The sequence below is a fragment of the Pantoea sp. paga genome, assembly GCF_007558755.1.
Taxonomy (GTDB): domain Bacteria; phylum Pseudomonadota; class Gammaproteobacteria; order Enterobacterales; family Enterobacteriaceae; genus Pantoea; species Pantoea agglomerans.
The window spans coordinates 1,116,157-1,136,106 of record NZ_VLTF01000001.1; the positions used below are offsets into that span (position 1 = coordinate 1,116,157).

18 protein-coding genes are annotated in these 19,950 nt (G+C 53.9%); 3 read left to right on the forward strand and 15 right to left on the reverse strand.

What is annotated here, in order from left to right:
* Positions 1 to 185 precede the first annotated feature (185 nt).
* The 12 genes from nuoL to lrhA form a co-directional block, all read right to left on the reverse strand.
* Entirely contained in the window at positions 186 to 2,021 is a 1,836-nt protein-coding gene (gene nuoL / locus FOV68_RS05050) for an NADH-quinone oxidoreductase subunit L (protein ID WP_010258078.1), read from the reverse strand.
* Entirely contained in the window at positions 2,018 to 2,320 is a 303-nt protein-coding gene (gene nuoK / locus FOV68_RS05055; RefSeq protein ID WP_003854236.1) for an NADH-quinone oxidoreductase subunit NuoK, read from the reverse strand. The genes nuoL and nuoK overlap by 4 nt, the downstream gene beginning before the upstream one ends.
* Positions 2,317 to 2,868, reverse strand: coding sequence for an NADH-quinone oxidoreductase subunit J (nuoJ, locus tag FOV68_RS05060; protein ID WP_010258075.1), 552 nt, complete (start codon positions 2,866 to 2,868; stop codon positions 2,317 to 2,319). The genes nuoK and nuoJ overlap by 4 nt, the downstream gene beginning before the upstream one ends.
* Positions 2,869 to 2,878: 10 nt before the next feature.
* On the reverse strand, positions 2,879 to 3,421 hold the full coding sequence (gene nuoI, locus FOV68_RS05065) for an NADH-quinone oxidoreductase subunit NuoI (RefSeq protein ID WP_031590610.1): 543 nt from the start codon (positions 3,419 to 3,421) through the stop codon (positions 2,879 to 2,881).
* Positions 3,422 to 3,432: 11 nt separating this feature from the next.
* Positions 3,433 to 4,410: an NADH-quinone oxidoreductase subunit NuoH gene (gene nuoH, locus FOV68_RS05070; RefSeq protein ID WP_003854240.1), complete on the reverse strand. Its 978-nt coding sequence runs from the start codon at positions 4,408 to 4,410 to the stop codon at positions 3,433 to 3,435.
* The gene (gene nuoG / locus FOV68_RS05075; RefSeq protein WP_143990426.1) at positions 4,407 to 7,130 is read right to left on the reverse strand and encodes an NADH-quinone oxidoreductase subunit NuoG; all 2,724 of its coding nucleotides are present in this window, start codon (positions 7,128 to 7,130) and stop codon (positions 4,407 to 4,409) included. The genes nuoH and nuoG overlap by 4 nt, the downstream gene beginning before the upstream one ends.
* 112 nt (positions 7,131 to 7,242) lie before the next feature.
* On the reverse strand, positions 7,243 to 8,583 hold the full coding sequence (nuoF, locus tag FOV68_RS05080; RefSeq protein WP_029519446.1) for an NADH-quinone oxidoreductase subunit NuoF: 1,341 nt from the start codon (positions 8,581 to 8,583) through the stop codon (positions 7,243 to 7,245).
* A 2-nt stretch (positions 8,584 to 8,585) separates the two neighbouring features.
* Entirely contained in the window at positions 8,586 to 9,101 is a 516-nt protein-coding gene (gene nuoE / locus FOV68_RS05085; RefSeq protein WP_010258066.1) for an NADH-quinone oxidoreductase subunit NuoE, read from the reverse strand.
* A gap of 2 nt (positions 9,102 to 9,103) precedes the next feature.
* Positions 9,104 to 10,903 (reverse strand): NADH-quinone oxidoreductase subunit C/D, encoded by a 1,800-nt coding sequence (gene nuoC, locus FOV68_RS05090; protein WP_134160867.1) that lies wholly within the window; start codon positions 10,901 to 10,903, stop codon positions 9,104 to 9,106.
* A 113-nt stretch (positions 10,904 to 11,016) separates the two neighbouring features.
* On the reverse strand, positions 11,017 to 11,694 hold the full coding sequence (locus FOV68_RS05095; protein ID WP_003854245.1) for an NADH-quinone oxidoreductase subunit B family protein: 678 nt from the start codon (positions 11,692 to 11,694) through the stop codon (positions 11,017 to 11,019).
* A gap of 15 nt (positions 11,695 to 11,709) precedes the next feature.
* Positions 11,710 to 12,153, reverse strand: a complete 444-nt coding sequence (locus FOV68_RS05100; RefSeq protein ID WP_010258058.1) for an NADH-quinone oxidoreductase subunit A — start codon at positions 12,151 to 12,153, stop codon at positions 11,710 to 11,712.
* Positions 12,154 to 12,792: 639 nt separating this feature from the next.
* On the reverse strand, positions 12,793 to 13,716 hold the full coding sequence (gene lrhA, locus FOV68_RS05105; protein WP_010258055.1) for a transcriptional regulator LrhA: 924 nt from the start codon (positions 13,714 to 13,716) through the stop codon (positions 12,793 to 12,795).
* A 960-nt stretch (positions 13,717 to 14,676) separates the two neighbouring features.
* Between lrhA and FOV68_RS05110 the strand changes: the two genes are divergently transcribed.
* Together FOV68_RS05110 and yfbR are read left to right on the forward strand one after the other, a co-directional pair.
* Positions 14,677 to 15,894 carry a pyridoxal phosphate-dependent aminotransferase gene (locus FOV68_RS05110; protein ID WP_010258051.1) on the forward strand — a complete coding sequence of 406 codons (1,218 nt, stop codon included), beginning with the start codon at positions 14,677 to 14,679 and terminating at the stop codon, positions 15,892 to 15,894.
* A gap of 75 nt (positions 15,895 to 15,969) precedes the next feature.
* Positions 15,970 to 16,569: a 5'-deoxynucleotidase gene (gene yfbR / locus FOV68_RS05115; RefSeq protein WP_010671453.1), complete on the forward strand. Its 600-nt coding sequence runs from the start codon at positions 15,970 to 15,972 to the stop codon at positions 16,567 to 16,569.
* 29 nt (positions 16,570 to 16,598) lie between these two features.
* On the opposite strand, the gene FOV68_RS05120 is transcribed toward yfbR, so the two are convergent.
* The 3 genes from FOV68_RS05120 to yfbV form a co-directional block, all read right to left on the reverse strand.
* On the reverse strand, positions 16,599 to 17,258 hold the full coding sequence (locus FOV68_RS05120) for a sugar phosphatase (protein WP_031590607.1): 660 nt from the start codon (positions 17,256 to 17,258) through the stop codon (positions 16,599 to 16,601).
* Positions 17,259 to 17,271: 13 nt separating this feature from the next.
* Positions 17,272 to 17,766, reverse strand: a complete 495-nt coding sequence (locus FOV68_RS05125) for a YfbU family protein (protein WP_010671451.1) — start codon at positions 17,764 to 17,766, stop codon at positions 17,272 to 17,274.
* Between the two features lie 145 nt (positions 17,767 to 17,911).
* Entirely contained in the window at positions 17,912 to 18,364 is a 453-nt protein-coding gene (gene yfbV / locus FOV68_RS05130) for a terminus macrodomain insulation protein YfbV (protein ID WP_031590606.1), read from the reverse strand.
* A 337-nt stretch (positions 18,365 to 18,701) separates the two neighbouring features.
* On the opposite strand from yfbV, the gene ackA reads away from it, so the two are divergent.
* Complete coding sequence (ackA, locus tag FOV68_RS05135; RefSeq protein ID WP_010258040.1) at positions 18,702 to 19,904, forward strand: acetate kinase; 1,203 nt, start codon at positions 18,702 to 18,704, stop codon at positions 19,902 to 19,904.
* Positions 19,905 to 19,950 lie beyond the last annotated feature (46 nt).

A 19,950-nucleotide genomic window follows, 5' to 3' on the forward strand; every position in this document is an offset into this window, starting at 1 on the left:
AGTTCGGGCTATCTTACTTGCCATTTTGGCTCCCGGCAGTGCTCGCAATCCTCACATACCTCGGTATGCTCCGGTTGCTGTGCGCTGGCGGTAACCAAACTGGCCGCGACGATAACGCCCTTGCTCAGGACAATTTTTGACATTCTCAATGGGCAGATTAGCTAACCTGCCCCGCTCATCAATCTTTAAATCACCAGCAGCAGAGCCAGCACCAGCACGGCGCCCACGCTCATTGACGCAACGTACCAGCGCAGGTAGCCATTCTCACTGACTACCAGGCCCTTGTTGGCAATACGTGACAGCAGCGCGGGCAGGTTCATCAGGCCATTCAGTGGGTCGCGCTTCAGCAGCCACGCAATACCCAGATAAGGTTTGACGAACACTTTATCGTAGAGCCAGTCGAAGCCCCAGGCCGCAAACCACCAGGTGCCGAAGAAACGGCCTGGTGCACTGTTTGCGATACGGGTAACCAGCTCACGTTTGCCCAGCCACAGCGCGGCAGCGATCAGAATGCCGACAATCGCTACGACGCCCGAGGTGATTTCAAGTCCCACTTTGCCCGCTTCACCGAATTCATTGGCTGGCAGTACACCTGCCAGCGGCGGCGTGATCAGCGCACCAATAAAGGTGGAGAGCAGCAGCAGCACAATCAGCGGCAGATGATGGGTAATACCCTTACCGGCGTGCGCATGAATTTTCTCTTCGCCGTGGAACACGATGAAGATCATGCGGAAGGTATAGATAGAGGTCAGGAACGCCCCCACCAGACCCGCAACCATCAGGTTGATGTGACCGTTAGCCAGTGCGCCAAACAGGATCTCATCTTTACTGTAGAAGCCCGCCGTAATCAGCGGCAGTGCCGCCAGCGCCGCGCCGCCCACCAGGAAGCAGGTGTAGACCAGCGGAATGCTCTTACGCAGGCCGCCCATTTTGAAAATGTTCTGCTCGTGATGGCAGGCCAGAATCACTGAACCCGAAGAGAGGAACAGCAACGCTTTAAAGAAGGCGTGCGTCATCAGATGGAAAATCGCCGCATCCCACGCCTGAACACCCAGCGCCAGGAACATGTAACCAATCTGGCTCATGGTGGAGTAAGCGAGAACACGTTTAATATCGGTCTGTACCAGCGCGGCAAAGCCTGCCAGCACCAGAGTAATCGCCCCGATAATCCCGACCAGATGCAGCACTTCCGGCGTCAGCAGGAAGAGACCGTGGCTACGGGCAATCAGGTAGACACCTGCTGTCACCATGGTCGCGGCGTGGATCAGTGCCGAAACTGGTGTCGGACCGGCCATCGCATCTGCCAGCCAGGTCTGTAACGGCAGCTGTGCCGATTTACCGACCGCGCCACCCAACAGCATCAGCGTTGCCCACTGCAGCATATGGTTATCTGCGGCAAAGTGCGCAGGAGCCAGCTCCATCATCTCGCGGAAGTTCAGCGTGCCCAGCTCGTTGTAGAGGATGAACAGGCCGAATGCCAGGAAGACGTCGCCCACACGGGTGATGATGAATGCTTTCATCGCCGCTTTGCCGTTTTCCGGATTGCTGTAGTAGAAACCGATCAGCAGATAAGAGCAGAGCCCTACCCCTTCCCAGCCCAGATACATCAGCATCAGGTTATCGGCCAGCACCAGAACAACCATGCTGGCGATAAACAGATTGGTGTAGGCGAAGAAGCGGGAGTAGCCCTCTTCTCCGCGCATATACCAGGAGGCGAACATGTGAATGAAGAAACCGACACCGGTCACGACAGACAGCATGGTCAGCGACAGGCCATCCAGCGTCAGGTTCACCTTCATGTCGAAGTTGCCGACATGCATCCAGGTCCAGAGCGCCTGCGTGTAGGCTTGCTGGCCGTTGGCGAAGAAGTCAAAACCGACCATAGCCGTGGTCAGGGCCGCCAGACCCACCGATCCCATACCAATCGTGGCCGACAGGTTCTCTGACCAGCGACCGCGCGAAAACGCTAACAGCAGAAAGCCGATCAGCGGAAACAAGACAGTTAAATAGAGAAGATTCATCCGCGCATCTCGCTCACAGTATCAATGTTCAGCGTCTGACGACGACGATAGAGCTGAAGCAGCAGTGCCAGACCAATACTGGCTTCCGCTGCCGCCAGGCTGATCGCCAGGATATACATCACCTGTCCATCGGCCTGACCCCAATAGCTCCCGGCAACCACCAGGGCTAAAGCGGCGGCGTTGATCATGATTTCAAGGCCGATCAGCATAAACAGCAGATTGCGGCGTATTACCAGCGACGTCAGTCCAAGGACAAACAGCACGGCAGCAAGAATCAATCCATGTTGTAACGGGATCATGCGTTCTCCTTTTTCACCTGAGCGGCGTCAGCATTACGGTTACTCAGGACTTCGCCCTGACGCTCTTCACGACCGATATGGAACGCCACGACCAGACCCGCCAGCAGCAGCATTGAGGCCAGTTCAACCGCCAGTACGTAAGGACCAAACAGGCTGATGCCGACCGCTTTGGCGTCGATGATGGTGCCATCGATGCCCTGATCGTTGGCGGTCAGGATGGCGTAGACCATTACGACCAGCAGCAGCAACGAGACGATTCCCGGGCCAATCCATAGTGACGGGCTGAGCCACTCACGCTCCTGCTTCTCGGTCTGTTTGCCTAAGTTCAGCATCATGACCACGAAGACGAACAGCACCATAATGGCACCGGCGTAGACGATGATCTCCAGCGCACCGGCAAAATAGGCACCCATAGAGAAGAAGACGCCCGCGATCGATAACAGCGAAACGATCAGGTACAGCAACGCATGTACCGGATTAGTGTGGGTAATGACGCGCAACGTCGTCAGCACCGCCACCAGTCCGCAAAGATAAAACGCAAATTCCATGCCTTGCTCCTTAAGGTAATAAGCCTTTGACGTCGATAGGCTTCGCTTCGTTTTCCGCTTCGCCCTTATCTTTACCGTCAATCGCCATACCTGCCATGCGGTAGAAGTTGTACTCCGGATATTTACCCGGCCCCGAAATCAGCAGATCGTCCTTCTCATACACCAGATCCTGACGCTTAAACTCACCCAGTTCGAAATCGGGGGTCAGCTGAATCGCCGTGGTCGGACAGGCTTCCTCACACATGCCGCAGAAGATGCAACGTGAGAAGTTGATGCGGAAGAACTCCGGGTACCAGCGGCCATCTTTGGTTTCAGCTTTCTGCAGCGAGATACAGCCAACCGGGCAGGCAACCGCACACAGGTTACAGGCGACGCAACGCTCCTGACCATCCGGATCGCGGGTTAACACGATACGACCACGATAGCGCGGTGGCAGATAAACCGGCTCTTCCGGATACATCTGAGTTTCACGTTTGGCGAAGGCGTGCAGCCCGATCAGCCAGATACTGCGAACTGTCGTGCCAAAGCCTGTGACAATATCTTTCAAAGTCATTTGTTAACCCCTTACGGCGCTGTGTAGAGAATCACTGCGGCAGTCGCCAGCAGGTTCAACAGCGTCAACGGCAGACACACTTTCCAGCCGAATGACAGCACCTGGTCGTAGCGTGGACGCGGAAGCGCAGCACGAATCAGGATGAACATCATCATAAAGAACGCCGTTTTCAGGGCGAACCAGATGAACGGCGGCAGGAATGGGCCGTGCCAGCCACCAAAGAACAGCGTCACAATCAGCGCTGAAACGGTGGTAATCGCCACATATTCGCCGACAAAGAACAGGCCGAACTTCATACCGGCATATTCGATGTGATAACCGTCCGCCAGTTCCTGCTCCGCTTCTGGCTGGTCAAATGGATGACGGTGACACACCGCCACGCCAGCAATACAGAAGGTCACGAAACCGAAGAACTGCGGAATGATGTTCCACAGGTGCGTCTGGCTGTTGACGATATCGTTCATGTTGAAGGAGCCCGCCTGCGCCACCACACCCATGAGCGACAGACCCAGGAACACTTCGTAGCTCAGGGTCTGCGCCGAGGCGCGCATCGCACCCAGCAGCGAGTATTTGTTATTACTCGACCAGCCGGCAAACAGCACCGCGTAGACCGCAAGGCCCGCCATCATCAGGAAGAACAGCAGACCGATATTCAGGTCTGTCACCATCCAGGTTGGCGAAACCGGTACGATAGCAAAGGCCAGCAGCAGTGAAACAAAGGCGATAACCGGCGCAAGGGTAAAGATAAAGCGGTCGGTAAACGGCGGGACCCAGTCCTCTTTAAAGAACATTTTGATCATGTCCGCTACCAGCTGGAGCGAGCCGCCCCAGCCTACGCGGTTTGGTCCATAACGGTTCTGGAACAGGCCGAGCAGACGACGCTCGGCGAAGCTCATGAACGCGCCGCAGGCCACAACCACCAGCAGAATCACGATGGCTTTAACAATGGCCAGCAGAATGTCGATAACGTCCGGTGTTAACCAGCTCATTGCGCCGCCTCCTGCAGAGTGTCGATTTTACCGTTCGCCAGGAATGGCGGAACGCCCGGCATGCCCAGCGGCAGACCAATCTGTCCCGCCTGCAGTGACGCCGAGAAACGGACCGGCAGACGCACTGTCTCACCGGCACAGATGAACTCAACCGCCGCGCCATTATTGACGCCCAGCTTCGCTGCATCTTCCGGGTTAATCACCAGTGCAGGTGGAGCCATACGCTGCTGGAAGACCGGTGAACGCTGTGACATCTCTTCGCTACCAAACAGCTGGTAGAGAGGGGCCACGCGCCACTGCGCTTCACTGACGAATGCCGCCGGAACGTTGCTGAACCAGGGCAGACTGGCTGCGCTGGCTTCAAACAGCCGTACACCCGGATCGCCATTACGCAGTTTGCCGCCCACTTCAACCTGGAACTTGTTCCACGCCTGCGGTGAGTTCCAGCCCGGTGCCCAGGCAAACGGAATCTGCGAACGCGGTGCGCCTGGCTGGTTGTTCCCTTCCATTGAGAAGGCGAACATCGTGTCCTGATCCTGCGGCTGACGCGGTTCGTGCACGCTGATATTGGCGCGCGCCGCGGTACGGCCACTGGCACGGTGCGGTGAACGCGACAGTTTCTGTCCACGAATACGGAAGCTGGCATCCGGTGCCGCATCCTTGATTCCGGCCAGCTGTGGCAGATGACTGACCACCGCATCGATCACGTGGTCCAGCTGCGTCCAGTCGACGTGACGGCTTTCCAGCGTGCTGTGCAGCGAATGCAGCCAGCGCCAGCTCTCCAGCATCACAACGTTGTTGTCATAGTAAGAAGGATCGTAAACCTGGAAGAAGCGCTGTGCGCGGCCTTCATGGTTGATCGAGGTGCCATCACTTTCGGCGAAGCTGGCGGTTGATAACACCAGACCCGCTTTCTCCAGCGTCGCGGTGCGCTGATGATCAACCACAATCACGTTAGTGGTCTGGGCCAGCGCCGCATCCACCAGCGCTTTCGGTGCATGGCGATAGAGGTCATTTTCCAGTACCACCAGCGCATCGGCTTCACCGTTGCTCAGCTGCTCCAGCGCGCTCTCCAGAGGATTACCGCCCATCAGGCCAAGACCCACACTGTTGGCGTGTCCCGCCAGCAGCGTAATCCCGACGTCGGCACCGCGCGCTTTCAGCGCTTTGGCCACGTTGGCGGCCGCTTCGATCATCGCGCTGCTGCCGGAATGGGTCCCGGAAATAATTAACGGTTTTTTCGCGCCGGCCAGCGCCTGCACGATGACATCCATCTTGCCGTTCAGTTTGCTGTCGAAATCGGTCACCGCCGGGGCGGTTTCATCCAGCGCACTGGCGATAGCGAAACCGAGACGCGCCTGATCTTCAACCGGTGCGCGATAGCTCCATGCCGCGATATCATCCAGACGGGTTTCATCGACGTTGGTGATAAACAGCGGATGTTTCGCATTCTGACCGATGTTCAGGATCGCGGCGATCTGCCAGTCTGCCACTTTCTGAGCGGCAGCCATATCGCGCGCTTTGCCTTTTACGGCCTGACGCACTGACAGCGCCACGCGTGCGCCAACCTGGGTCAGATCTTCGCCCAGCACCAGCACCGCATCGTAGCTTTCAATTTCACGCAGCGATGGCGTATAGATACCGCCCTCACGCAGGATTTTCAGCATCAGTTCAAGCCGGGCCTGCTCACCCGCTGGCATGCCGGTAGAGAAGTTCTCTGCACCGACCAGTTCACGCAGCGCGAAGTTACTTTCAATGCTGGCGCGCGGCGAGCCGATACCGATCACTTTTTTCGCCTGACGCAGCAAATCTGCACCGGCATTGACCGCCTGCTCTGCGTTCAGCGTCACCCAGTCGTTGCCGCGCAGCAGCATCGGCTGGCGTGGGCGATCTTTGCGGTTCACGTAGCCATAGCCAAAGCGGCCACGATCGCACAGGAAATAGTGGTTTACGGTGCCGTTATAACGGTTTTCGATACGGCGTAATTCACCATAACGCTCACCCGGGCTGGTGTTACAGCCCACACTGCACTGCTGGCAGATGCTCGGCGCAAACTGCATATCCCATTTACGGTTATAGCGTTCGGAGTGCGTTTTATCGGTGAAGACGCCGGTCGGGCAGATTTCAACCAGGTTACCGGAGAATTCGCTCTCCAGCGTGCCATCTTCCGGGCGTCCGAAGTAGACGTTGTCGTGTGCGCCATAGACACCCAGATCCTTGCCATCGGCATAATCTTTGTAGTAACGCACGCAGCGGTAACAGGCAATACAGCGGTTCATCTCATGGGAGATGAACGGGCCGAGATCCTGATTACGGTGGGTACGTTTGGTGAAGCGATAGCGGCGGAAGCTGTGGCCGGTCATTACTGTCATATCCTGCAGGTGACAGTTACCGCCCTCTTCACACACCGGACAGTCGTGCGGGTGGTTGGTCATCAGCCACTCCACCACGCTTTCGCGGAACTCTTTTGCTTCGCCATCATCGATGGAGATGAATGTGCCGTCAGAGGCCGGCGTCATGCAGGACATGACAAGACGGCCGCGGGTATCTTCGGCATTCTGGAATTGCTTTACCGCACACTGGCGGCAGGCCCCAACGCTTCCCAGCGCCGGATGCCAGCAAAAGTAAGGAATATCAAGGCCCAGAGAGAGACATGCCTGTAGCAGGTTGTCCGCTCCGTTCACATTATACTCTTTACCGTCTACATGAATTGTAGCCATAGTGACATGCTTCCGTAAGGCTCGTCAGAGACGAGCGTTAATCATATTCTTGCCCCGACGCACGACATTGTCGGGGCGGCGGCACCAGGCCTGTTCCGTGTTCTTCGGCGAATTACCAGCGCGCTTTCAGCAGGTTTGGCTGGATCCCGCCAATGGCGCGGGTATTGCCAAACACCTGCGGTGCCATGCCGGCTTCAAACTCTTCACGGAAATATTTAATCGCACTCTGCAGTGGCTCAACCGCACCCGGCGCATGCGCACAGAAGGTTTTACCCGGGCCAAGCTGACGGCAGAGTTGCAGTAAGGTTTCGATATCGCCTGGCTGACCCTGCTTCTGCTCCAGCGCACGCAGAATTTTTACGCTCCATGGCAGGCCATCGCGACACGGTGTACACCAGCCGCACGACTCACGGGCAAAGAACTCTTCCAGGTTACGCACCAGCGAGACCATGTTGATCTCGTGATCGACCGCCATCGCCAGCGCCGTACCCAGACGACTGCCCGCTTTGCCGATGCTGGCAAATTCCATGGGCAGATCCAGGTGCTGGTCGGTCAGGAAGTCAGTCCCCGCCCCGCCGGGCTGCCAGGCTTTGAACTTCAGTCCGTCACGCATACCGCCCGCATAATCTTCAAGGATTTCACGTGCGGTGATACCAAATGGCAGCTCCCAGACGCCGGGATTTTTAACCCGTCCGGAGAAGCCCATCATTTTGGTACCGGCATCTTCGCTTTTAGAGATGTTTTTGTACCACTCCACGCCGTTGGCCAGAATCGCCGGAACGTTGGAGAGGGTTTCCACGTTGTTCACGCAGGTCGGTTTGCCCCACGCGCCCGCACTCGCCGGGAATGGCGGTTTCGAACGCGGATTAGCACGACGGCCTTCCAGTGAGTTAATCAGTGCCGTCTCTTCGCCGCAGATATAACGACCTGCGCCGGTGTGGACAATCAACTCAAAGTCAAAGCCGGTACCGAGAATATTTTTACCGATATAGCCCGCTTCCGTCGCTTCAGCAATCGCACGACGCAGATGCACCGCGGCTTCAATGTATTCGCCACGTAAGAAGATATAGCCACGGTAAGCCTTCAGCGCAAAGGCGCTGATCAGCATTCCTTCCACCAGCTGGTGAGGCATCTGCTCCATCAGCAGGCGGTCTTTATAGGTGCCCGGCTCCATCTCATCGGCGTTACACAGCAGGTAACGGATGTTCATCGACTCGTCTTTCGGCATCAGGCTCCACTTCAGCCCGGTGGAGAAACCCGCACCGCCGCGCCCTTTCAGGCCTGAATCTTTGACTGCCGCAACGATTTCATCCTGCGACATGCTTTTCAGTGCTTTTTCCGCACCGGCATAGCCGTTTTTACTGCGATATTCGTCAAGCCAGACAGGTTGCTTGTCGTCACGCATCCGCCAGGTCAGCGGATGGGTTTCTGCAGTGCGAATGATCTGTTTAATTGTCATTGATACTGCTCCAGCAAACCAGGGATGCCTTCCGGCGTCAGATGCACATGCGTGTCTTCATCCACCATCATCGTTGGCCCCTTATCGCAGTTACCCAGACAGCAGGTTGGCAGCAGTGTAAAGCGGCCATCGGCAGTGGTCTGACCCGGTTTGATATTCAGTTGCTGTTCCAGTGCTGACTGGATGCCCTGATAACCGGTGATATGACAGACCACGCTGTCACAGTAACGGATCACATGACGGCCAACCGGCTGACGGAAGATCTGGCTGTAAAATGTCGCCACACCTTCAACATCACTCGCCGGGATACCCAGTACCTCGGCAATCGCATTGATGGCGCCATCCGGCACCCATCCACGCTGTTTCTGCACGATCTTCAGCGCTTCAATCGAGGCTGCACGCGCATCTTCGTAGTGGTGTTTTTCGTGCTCAATGGCGTGATGCTCTTCCGCGCTCAGCACGAAGACCTCGTTAGGGTCGATCGTTTTAATGGCAATGTGTTGATCGTGCATAATTAGCGGTCCACGTCTGACATAACAAAATCGATACTACCCAGATATACGATCAGGTCGGATACCAGGCTGCCACGGATTACTGAAGGAATCTGCTGCAGATGCGGGAAGCTCGGCGTGCGCACGCGGGTGCGGTAGCTCATGGTGCTGCCATCGCTGGTCAGGTAGTAGCTGTTGATCCCTTTCGTCGCTTCAATCATCTGGAACGACTCATTGGCTGGCATCACCGGCCCCCACGAAACCTGCAGGAAGTGCGTGATCAGCGTTTCAATGTGCTGCAGCGTGCGCTCTTTCGGTGGCGGCGTGGTCAGCGGATGATCCGCTTTGAACGGACCCTCTGGCATGTTGTTGAGGCACTGCTCAAGAATACGCAGCGACTGCCACATCTCTTCCATTTTCAGCATAACGCGGCTGTAAGCATCGCTGATGCCGTCGCCGACCGGGATTTCAAAATCGAAGTTTTCGTAGCCGGAGTAGGGACGCCATTTACGTACGTCAAAGTCGAGACCGGTAGCACGCAGACCAGCACCGGTAGTGCCCCACGCCAGCGCCTCTTCCATGTTGTAAGCAGCAACGCCTTTGGAACGGCCAATCAGTACGCTGTTGCGCAGTGCCGCTTTGTCATACTCTTTAAGACGTTTTGGCATCCAGTCGAGGAAGTCACGCAGCAGACGTTCCCAGCCTCGCGGCAGGTCATGCGCGACGCCACCAATACGGAACCACGCCGGGTGCATACGGAAACCGGTAATCGCCTCAACCACGTCATAGATTTTCTGACGGTCGGTAAAGGCAAAGAACACCGGCGTCATGGCCCCGACGTCCTGAATAAAGGTGGAGATATAGAGCAGGTGGCTGTTGATGCGGAACAGCTCAGAGAGCATCACGCGGATCACATTAACGCGATCGGGCACCACGATACCGGCCAGTTTCTCCACCGCCAGTACGTACGGCATTTCGTTTACGCAGCCGCCGAGGTACTCGATGCGGTCAGTGTAAGGAATGTAACTGTGCCACGACTGACGCTCGCCCATCTTTTCGGCACCACGATGGTGATAGCCGATGTCAGGCACGCAGTCGACAATCTCTTCACCATCCAGCTGCAGAATGATGCGGAATGCCCCGTGCGCCGACGGGTGGTTAGGCCCGAGGTTCAGGAACATGAAGTCTTCGTTGGTGGTGCTGCGCTTCATGCCCCAGTCTTCAGGCTTAAAGGTCAGCGCTTCCATCTCCAGATCTTCTTTCTGTTTGGTCAGCGTAAACGGATCGAATTCGGTGGCGCGCGCCGGGTAATCTTTACGCAGCGGATGGCCTTCCCAGGTCGAAGGCATCATGATGCGCGTCAGATGCGGGTGACCATCAAAGGTGATACCAAACATCTCCCAGGTTTCACGCTCATACCAGTTGGCATTCGGGAAAAGTCGGGTGATGGTCGGCAGATGCATATCGTTTTCAGAGAGTGCCACCTTGAGCATGATGTCGCGGTTGCGTTCAATCGACAGCAGGTGGTAGAAAACGGAAAAATCCGCCGCAGGCAGGCCTGCACGGTGGGTACGTAAACGCTCATCCACGCCATGCAGGTCATACAGCATGACGTAAGGCTTGGGTAATTTACGCAGGAACTCGATAATTTCCAGTATCTGTTCACGCCTCACCCACACCACCGGAATACCGGTACGGGTTGGCTGAACAGTGAAGGCATCCGGCCCAAAACGGTTACGCAACTCGCCGATCACCGGGTCATCAAGGTGATCACGGGTTTGCCATGAAGGCTGAGCGAGATCTTGCGTGGTCAAATCTGTCATACGTTACTCACCATTCCGGCCTGGTCTCAGGCACTCAAATGAAGGCGTCAGGATGGGGCCATGCATTAAATTGTGATGTTCTGCTGCAGGCGCTGTTTTCCATCCATACGGTTTTAAACTTCGTCCGGGCTGCGCAGGTTTGTGACTGCAATGCGCTCGCCGCGTTTTCTTTCACGCTCAGATGGCATGTTGGCGCGATAAACGCCCTGATCGCCAACCACCCATGAGAGCGGACGGCGCTCTTTGCCGATCGACTCCTGCAACAGCAGCAGTGCCTGCATATACGCTTCAGGACGTGGCGGACAGCCAGGAATGTAAACATCAACCGGCAGGAATTTATCGACACCCTGCACCACGGAATAGATGTCATACATGCCGCCAGAGTTGGCGCAGGCACCCATGGAAATCACCCATTTTGGTTCCAGCATCTGATCGTACAAACGCTGAATAACCGGGGCCATTTTGGTGAACGGCGTACCGGCAATGACCATGAAATCGGCCTGACGTGGCGAAGCGCGCATAACTTCGGCGCCAAAACGTGCCACGTCGTGGACCGCGGTGAATGACGTTGTCATCTCAACGTAACAACAGGACAGGCCAAAGTTATAAGGCCAGAGGGAGTTTTTACGCCCCCAGTTCACCATGTCATGCAGGGCATTTTCGAGTTTGCCCATATAAACGCTGCGATGAACGTGCTGCTCCAGCGGATCGCTGACGATTTCCTGCTTTTGCAGAGGATAACGGTCGTTCTCACCACCGTTCGGGTCTATGCGGGTGAGCGTATAGTCCATCTTATTGCCTCTCTTTTACTGCTTATGAGGATTGGTGTGGCTGACCGTAGTGGTTTTGACCACCACGCGACGGCGAGCTGGAGCCCAGTCCAGTGCGCCAATGCGTACCAGATAGACCAGACCCGCCAGGAGCACCAAAATGAAAATTGCGGCTTCCACAAAGCCGATCCAACCGCTTTCACGGATTGAAGTCGCCCATGCGTATAAAAAGAGGGCTTCGACGTCGAAGATGACGAAAAACATCGCAACCAGATAAAATTTCGCCGACAGGCGGATATGGGTATCACCAACGGATTCAATGCCCGATTCGAATGGCGTGTCTTTGTAGCGGGCGCGCGCTCTGCCGCCAAGCAGCCATCCTCCGGTCAGCATGAAAGCACACAGGCCAAAGGCAATAACGATAAATACGATAAACGCCCAGTGCTGAGCGATGATTTCGGTGGTAGTTGACATACTCATTGCTTACTCATCAAAAGTGGCGCTGGCATCCTGCACGCGTTTCCCGCAGCAAACTGACCACATCGATTCAAGGGAAGGATAAAAACCTTTCAAATGTCGCTGTTATTACGTAATAAGCAGCTATTTTATGGGGTTTTTTACTCCTTTCTATAACCTTTTGTCAACTTTGACAAAAGTATCCAAACATTATTTCACACCTGCATCATATTATTAACAAATGATGCCCCGCTTTCCAGCTAAATCGCTTCAGTCTGTAGGGTTAATTTTAGTGTAGCGGGTATTCACATGCATGGATCGTTCATTTAACAAACATATTTTGACAGGTATCACTGATTTTTCCCTCCCCTTTCCAGGGCTATTTTTTTGATCCAGAACACACTTTTGCCCTTTATGCGTTAATTTTCTCCATCTGAAACGGTGATTCGGAACAAAGTGTTCGGTTTTTTGGTCTTGAAATTTCAATTAAACAGTAGGTGAAACTTTTTTAGTCGGGTCAGGAGAGGCAGATGAATCAGTTAGGGACGTCGGACGAGGGTCAGGCACAAAAAAGCCTCTCGTTCTTTTCAGGGAAGGAGAGGCTTATTTATAAGCGTTTATTAAGGCAATCACGCGGGTATTGAGTACAACACGTTAGCGAAATTACTCTTCGTCATCCAGCAACAGTGAACCGTCGGGATTATTGCTCAGGTTATAAGGATCATTGGTGGACTGCATGGCATTGAAGATAGCCAGCGCCAGTTCATTATCGCTGTCTGGATTACGGCACAGCAGATATTGCGTATCCGGCAGTACCGGCAGTCCTTCAGCTGCACCCATAACACGCAGTTCCGGGCTCATCATCTCGACCGGACGTGCCGTCACACCCAATCCCGCTTTCACCGCTGCGCGCACTGCAGCCAGTGTGGAAGCGACATAAGAGATACGCCACGGGATACCCGCTTCGTTGAGATGATCAATAGCCATATCACGATAAGGACTTGGCTCATCCAGCAACACCAATGGAATGGCTTCGCCACGCTGGAAGATATAATCCGCTGCGCAGTACCACAAGGTAGGTGAAGTACGCAGTACCTGATAGGTAAAATTGCCCGGGCTGGAAGTGGTCACAACCAGGTCCACTTCACCCTGATTGAGCATTTCCATCATAAACGGATTACGTTTAACCCGCACATCGATTGCCAGTTTCGGATAAACCGAGGTCACCCGGTTTAGCAGGAACGGCAGAATAGTGTCAGAGGTGTCATCAGAGGCACCAATGGTCAGCACGCCCTGAATGTTGCTGTACATCAGAGACGTGCAGGCTTCGTCGTTAAAACGAAGAATTTTTCTCGCATAGCCTAAAAGCTGGATACCGTGCTCTGTCAGAAGCTTATTACGTCCATGTCTGGCAAACAGCTCTTTACCTACCAATTGTTCCAGACGCTGCATCTGCTGACTGACTGCTGACTGGGTTCTGCAGACCGCTGCAGCGGCTGCTGCAAAGGTATTCAAATCCGCAACGGCAACGAAGGTTCTCAGCAGATCGAGGTCGAGATTCAGTATCGGACGATTTGCATTAGTCATGTTTTTTCTTCACTTATAAGATTTTTACGAACTACTACCCTGGTGTTATCACAAGCTTATCAAAGTGATAAGCAGTAATGGTGCTCAATGACAGTCCTGTGTGAAGACTGACACAAAAAAAGTTTATGTGGATCCTGCACTGTTGACTCCTCTGAAGGGTCATAGTGCTATTCAAGACAGATACAACTTCTGAACCGATGGCGCTGGGTGCGCAAATGCAGGAAGCTGCGTAGTTGTCTTATTCCCACCAGAAAGAATCATGCGGGATAGAAAGCGCACTTTACGGGCTATCAAAGCGAAGCGGCAAAGTGCACTAAATAATAAATTATACTTAATCATTTTTGACTTCAAAATGGAAATGATTTTGTGAAAAGCGCTGTAAATTTTGTGCTAAAGGCATTTCCAGACCCTTATGCCACATTATTGATCACTTTTTAAGCCTTCAGCGTTCTGAAATTTAGTGAGGAAGTGTTAAGTACGGCTCACAATCCTGCAATAAAGGTGCCATATGAAGCTCTGCTTTTGGCACTTTTCCGGCGAACACAAGGCCTTAAACGCGCCACTCTTAAGCAGCGTTAAGGCGTAATCTTTAGGCACGTTCTAAAATCGTCCATAATTTGAACATTTATAAAATATCCTTTAACTATTTCTCTAAGTGTATATTTCAGGTGCAAAGAAAAGTTCCATTTCAATAACTTCCAGATAGCGTTCATGATGTTAAAGCCATATGTCGGTTCAGCAGCGCTTTGGACAAGTTAAAACCCTGCATTAATGCTAATTTATAGTTTAATTAACCAGTTTACTCGGCAACGAATATTTTTTACGCTGCGCACTGGGCAAAAAGTTGTTGAACCCGCCAAAACGGGGCGGCACCCTTCTTTTGTGACTGACAGGAGAGTACATTGTGCTGGTTGGATTTCTGTGGCAGCCAAAAGGATTCTGCCCATTAAGGCGGTAACAATGACTTTTCAAATTGATAAATCCGGAAAACTCGATAACGTCTGCTATGACATCCGTGGCCCGGTACTGAAAGAGGCTAAACGCCTCGAAGAAGAAGGTAACAAAGTTCTGAAGCTGAACATCGGCAATCCGGCGCCGTTTGGTTTTGAAGCACCGGATGAGATACTGGTCGATGTTATTCGTAACCTTCCCAGCTCTCAGGGCTATTGTGACTCCAAGGGTCTCTATTCCGCCCGTAAAGCGATCATGCAGCACTACCAGGCGCGCGACATGCGCGATGTCACCGTAGAAGATATCTACATTGGCAACGGTGTTTCAGAGCTCATCGTGCAGGCGATGCAGGCGTTACTGAACAGCGGCGACGAAATGCTGGTGCCGGCCCCCGACTATCCGTTATGGACGGCTGCGGTTTCCCTCTCCAGCGGTAAAGCGGTGCACTATCTCTGTGACGAATCAGCAGGCTGGTTCCCTGACCTTGATGATATCCGCAGCAAGATAACGCCTCGTACCCGCGGCATCGTGATCATCAACCCGAATAACCCCACTGGTGCGGTCTACAGCAAAGAGCTGCTGTTAGAGGTGGTTGAAATTGCGCGTCAGCATAACCTGATTATTTTTGCCGACGAGATCTATGACAAGATCCTCTATGACGATGCACAGCATCACTGCATCGCAGCGCTGGCACCCGATCTGCTCACTGTCACCTTTAATGGCCTTTCTAAAACCTATCGCGTTGCCGGTTTCCGTCAGGGCTGGATGGTACTGAACGGGCCGAAGAAACATGCTAAAGGCTATATAGAAGGGCTGGAGATGCTCGCCTCGATGCGCCTGTGTGCCAACGTACCAGCGCAGCATGCGATTCAGACGGCGCTGGGCGGTTACCAGAGCATTAGCGAATTTATCATGCCGGGTGGTCGTCTCTACGAGCAGCGGCAGCGCGCCTGGGAGCTGATTAATGACATCCCAGGCGTCAGCTGTGTGAAGCCACAGGGCGCGCTTTATATGTTCCCGAAAATCGATGCCAAAAAATTCAACATTTTCGACGATCAGAAGATGGTGCTGGATTTTCTGTTACAGGAGAAGGTATTGCTGGTTCAGGGCAGTGCCTTTAACTGGCCGTGGCCCGATCACCTGCGCATTGTTACGCTGCCTCGTGTGGATGATCTTGAGATGGCGATCAATAAATTTGGCCGCTTCCTGCAAGGCTATCGTCAATAATCAGGCCCGCGTATACTGACGCTATTTGGGGAGAGCCAGAGTCTGTCTCTCCCCCGCCAGCCAACAGGAACGCTCATGACACAAAGCCACTTCTTTGCTCATCTCTCCCGTCTTAAGCTGATCAATCGCTGGCCGCTGATGCGCAATGTGCGCACCGAAAATGTCTCCGAACACAGCCTGCAGGTCGCCATGGTGGCGCATGCCCTGGCCGTGATCAAAAACCTCAAATTCAACGGCTCACTTAATGCCGATCACATTGCCATGCTGGCGCTTTACCACGATGCCAGCGAAGTGCTCACCGGCGATTTACCGACTCCGGTAAAGTATTACAACGCGCAGATCGCCCACGAATATAAGAAAATCGAGAAGATTGCTCAGCAGAAGCTTATTGAGATGCTGCCTGAAGAGTTTCAGGCGATCTATCGCCCGCTGATCGATGAGCATCTGCACAGCGAAGAGGAGCAGGCGGTTCTGAAACAGGCGGATGCGCTCTGTGCATATGTAAAATGTCTTGAGGAGTTGTCTGCCGGGAACAATGAATTTTTACTGGCCAAAGCGCGGCTGGAAAAGACGCTGGCACTTCGGCGTTCACCGGAGATGGATTACTTCGTTGAGGTGTTTATTCCGAGCTTCAGCCTGTCACTGGATGAAATCTCGCAGGATACGCCACTCTAAGCCCGGCGGTCTGGCCGCCGGGCCAGCCCTTAAACCTGCTGACTGAAGGTAAAGCTACCGTCAGACTCGCGGGTTATCACCAGTGACGCCAGTGAGTCGAGCTGAAGCGCCACCTCATCCAGTCGGGGTGTCTCCGCCGGCGCATTGATGGCAATCACCGCACAGCCAGCATTCAGGCCGGATAAGATGCCGGCAGGTGCATCTTCTGCAACCACGCACGATGTCGCCGCTAATTCCAGCTTCTCCGCGCCAAGCAGGTAGGGATCGGGTTCCGGTTTGCCTTTAGCCACCTGTTCAGCGGTAATAAACACGGCGGGCTTCGGTAATCCTGCGGCTTTATGACGTGCATGTGCCACCGGCACCGAACCGGAAGTGACAATCGCCCAGGGAATCTGCAGTTCGTTCAGCCGGTTCAGCAACGCGTTGGCCCCTGGCAGCGCCTGCACACCGTCGGTGTCCGCCGCTTCAGCCTGCTCCAGCGCGACAAACTCCGCCTGAATAGCCTCTTCCGACTGGCCTGCCATGAAATGACGCAGAGAGGTAATCGCCTGTTTGCCATGAATGAAATCCAGGATTTCATCAGCCGCGATGCCATGACGGGCACCCCACTGGCTCCAGGCTCGTTCAACCGCTGGCAGTGAATCCACCAGCGTGCCGTCTAAATCAAATAGAAAACCTCTGTAGGTCACGCGCTCCTCCTCATCAGGCATTAATCACTTGCGCAATTTCGTTTGCACTTAAATGGTACTGGCGCGGACAAGTCTGCCACAAAGCTAACATCCGTTGATACTTTTCCCACATCGGGGTCTGCGCATTAAAACCATGGGTGCCGGAATCGAAGTGGGTATAACGCCCTTCTGTATTGACCATAAAACGGACGTAACCCAGCAGTCGCGCTTCCGTTGCCGCATCGAAGCCCAGAAAGGCCAGACGGCGCTCTTCAAGCTCACCTTTCTCTTTAAGGTTCGACCAGGAGACGTGGAGAGCGTGATGCATTTCCATAATGTCGATTACCGTCCGGCAGATCGCTTCGCTGAGTTCGCCAAACTCTTTGTCCAGCTCCCGCATCTGCAGCGCATAACCGCGTTCGATGATGGTCTGGTAACGGCGAAAACGTTCAGCATTTTCCGGCTCAAGCATGGCCATCATTTTGTACTGATTAGTGAGAATCAAACGCTGCGCATGGGTCATTTCCATCATTTACTCCCGGTCAGAGACCGCTCAGTTAATCGACAATGGAGAAATGATTGCACAGCGTTAGCGACACGGAAATCGCCGTATCACCATTCTTTGATTTGGCCGCAGGTTAGCGGTAAATATTTTACCGCCAGCCCGGGATGGGTCAGAGATCGTCGAGGAAAGTGCGGTCGAGTTGTTTGAACGCCCGCTTTAACAGATCGGCCAGCGCCTGATAGGTCGGCTTGCCTTCTACTGGCGCAGTCGCCTGCCCCGCTTCTTCCAGCCGGGCACGAACTTCATGAAACCAGTTAAGCAGCGTCGGCGGCAGCGGCGTCACTGAACGCTTCCCCAGCCACCATAAACCCTGCATCGGCAGGCTACAGGCAAACAGCGCGGTCGCCACGGCCGGGCCTAACTGACCGCCCATCGCGATCTGCCAGGTCAGCGTAAAAATCGCCAAAGGGGGCATAAAGCGAATAGCAAAACGCGTTGCTGAAGAAACACGGTTTTCCGGGAACATGGGTGCCAGGCGCTTATCAGCCGGCCAGGTCTTCATATAGTGTTGGCCGCGCTGAAACATCCGAAACCAATTGGTACTGCCAGATTCATTCGCCATGGCTCACCTCAACTAATTCTGTAAAAATTAAAAAATATTTATAACTACACAACTTTACGTGACATCCTTCAATTATTTTTGTCTTTAAAGGTGACTCCAGCTATTCTGACGCCGTTTTACCACCTTTCCGGAAGCGGATTGCGCCTTTGGGAAGAGGCCTGAGCCAGGTTTAGACAAGGCAATTTTCAAATTTTCGCGTAAGATTGCCGAAATTTTTTGCGGAAATGCAGAATTCTGTCTACCGCATGATGTTTGTCATTAATCTACCAGCTTTCATGGGCTACGCTGTTAGTCTGATTGCGTTTTATTTAGCCACTCTCAAAAAATAGGTACTTCCATGTCGAGTAAGTTAGTTCTGGTTCTGAACTGTGGCAGCTCTTCCCTTAAGTTTGCCATCCTCAACCCTGCCAGCGGTGAAGAATTCCTGTCTGGCCTGGCGGAATGTTTCCACCTTCCTGAAGCCCGCATCAAATGGAAGCTGGAAGGCGAAAAACAGGAAGCGCCTCTGGGTGCTGGCGCAGCGCATAGTGAAGCGCTGAACTTTATCGTTAAAACCATTCTGGCACAAAAACCTGAGCTTTCGGCACAAATTGCTGCAATCGGCCATCGTATCGTTCATGGCGGTGAGAAGCTGACTCAGTCAGTCATCATTACTGAAGAAGTGGTACAGGGCATCAAAGACGCCTCTTCTTTTGCACCGCTGCACAATCCGGCTCATCTGATCGGTATTGATGAAGCGATGAAAAACTTCCCTCACCTGTCAGATAAGAATGTCGCGGTATTTGACACCGCTTTCCATCAGACAATGCCGGAAGAGTCTTATCTCTATGCGCTGCCGTACAAATTGTATAAAGAGCATGGCGTTCGTCGCTATGGCGCGCATGGCACCAGCCACTTCTATGTAACCCACGAAGCGGCCAAAATGCTCAACAAACCGCTTGAGTCACTGAATATTATTACCTGCCACCTCGGTAACGGCGGTTCTGTCTCTGCCATTCGCAACGGCGAGTGTGTGGATACCTCAATGGGCCTGACCCCACTGGAAGGCCTGGTGATGGGTACCCGCAGTGGCGACATCGACCCGGCAATTATCTTCTTCCTGCACGATACGCTGGGTATGAGCGTCGATGCCATCAATAAACTGCTGACCAAAGAGTCTGGCCTGTTAGGTCTGACCGAAGTCACCAGCGACTGCCGCTATGTAGAAGATAACTACACCACTAAAGAAGATGCGAAGCGCGCAATGGATGTCTTCTGTCATCGTCTGGCGAAATATATCGGCAGCTACACCGCGCTGATGGATGGCCGCCTTGATGCCGTGGTATTTACTGGCGGCATCGGTGAAAACGCCGCGATGGTTCGTGAACTCTCACTGAAAAAACTGGCGCTGCTGGGCTTTGACGTCGATCACGATCGCAACCTGGCGGCCCGTTTCGGCAAGTCTGGTTACATCAATAAAGAAGGCACCCGCCCGGCGCTGGTGATCCCGACCAACGAAGAGCTGGTCATCGCCCAGGACGCCGCGCGTCTGACTGCGTAAACACTTCTTTCCGTCAGCTCAGGCTGACGGAGTTGTTTTTGACACC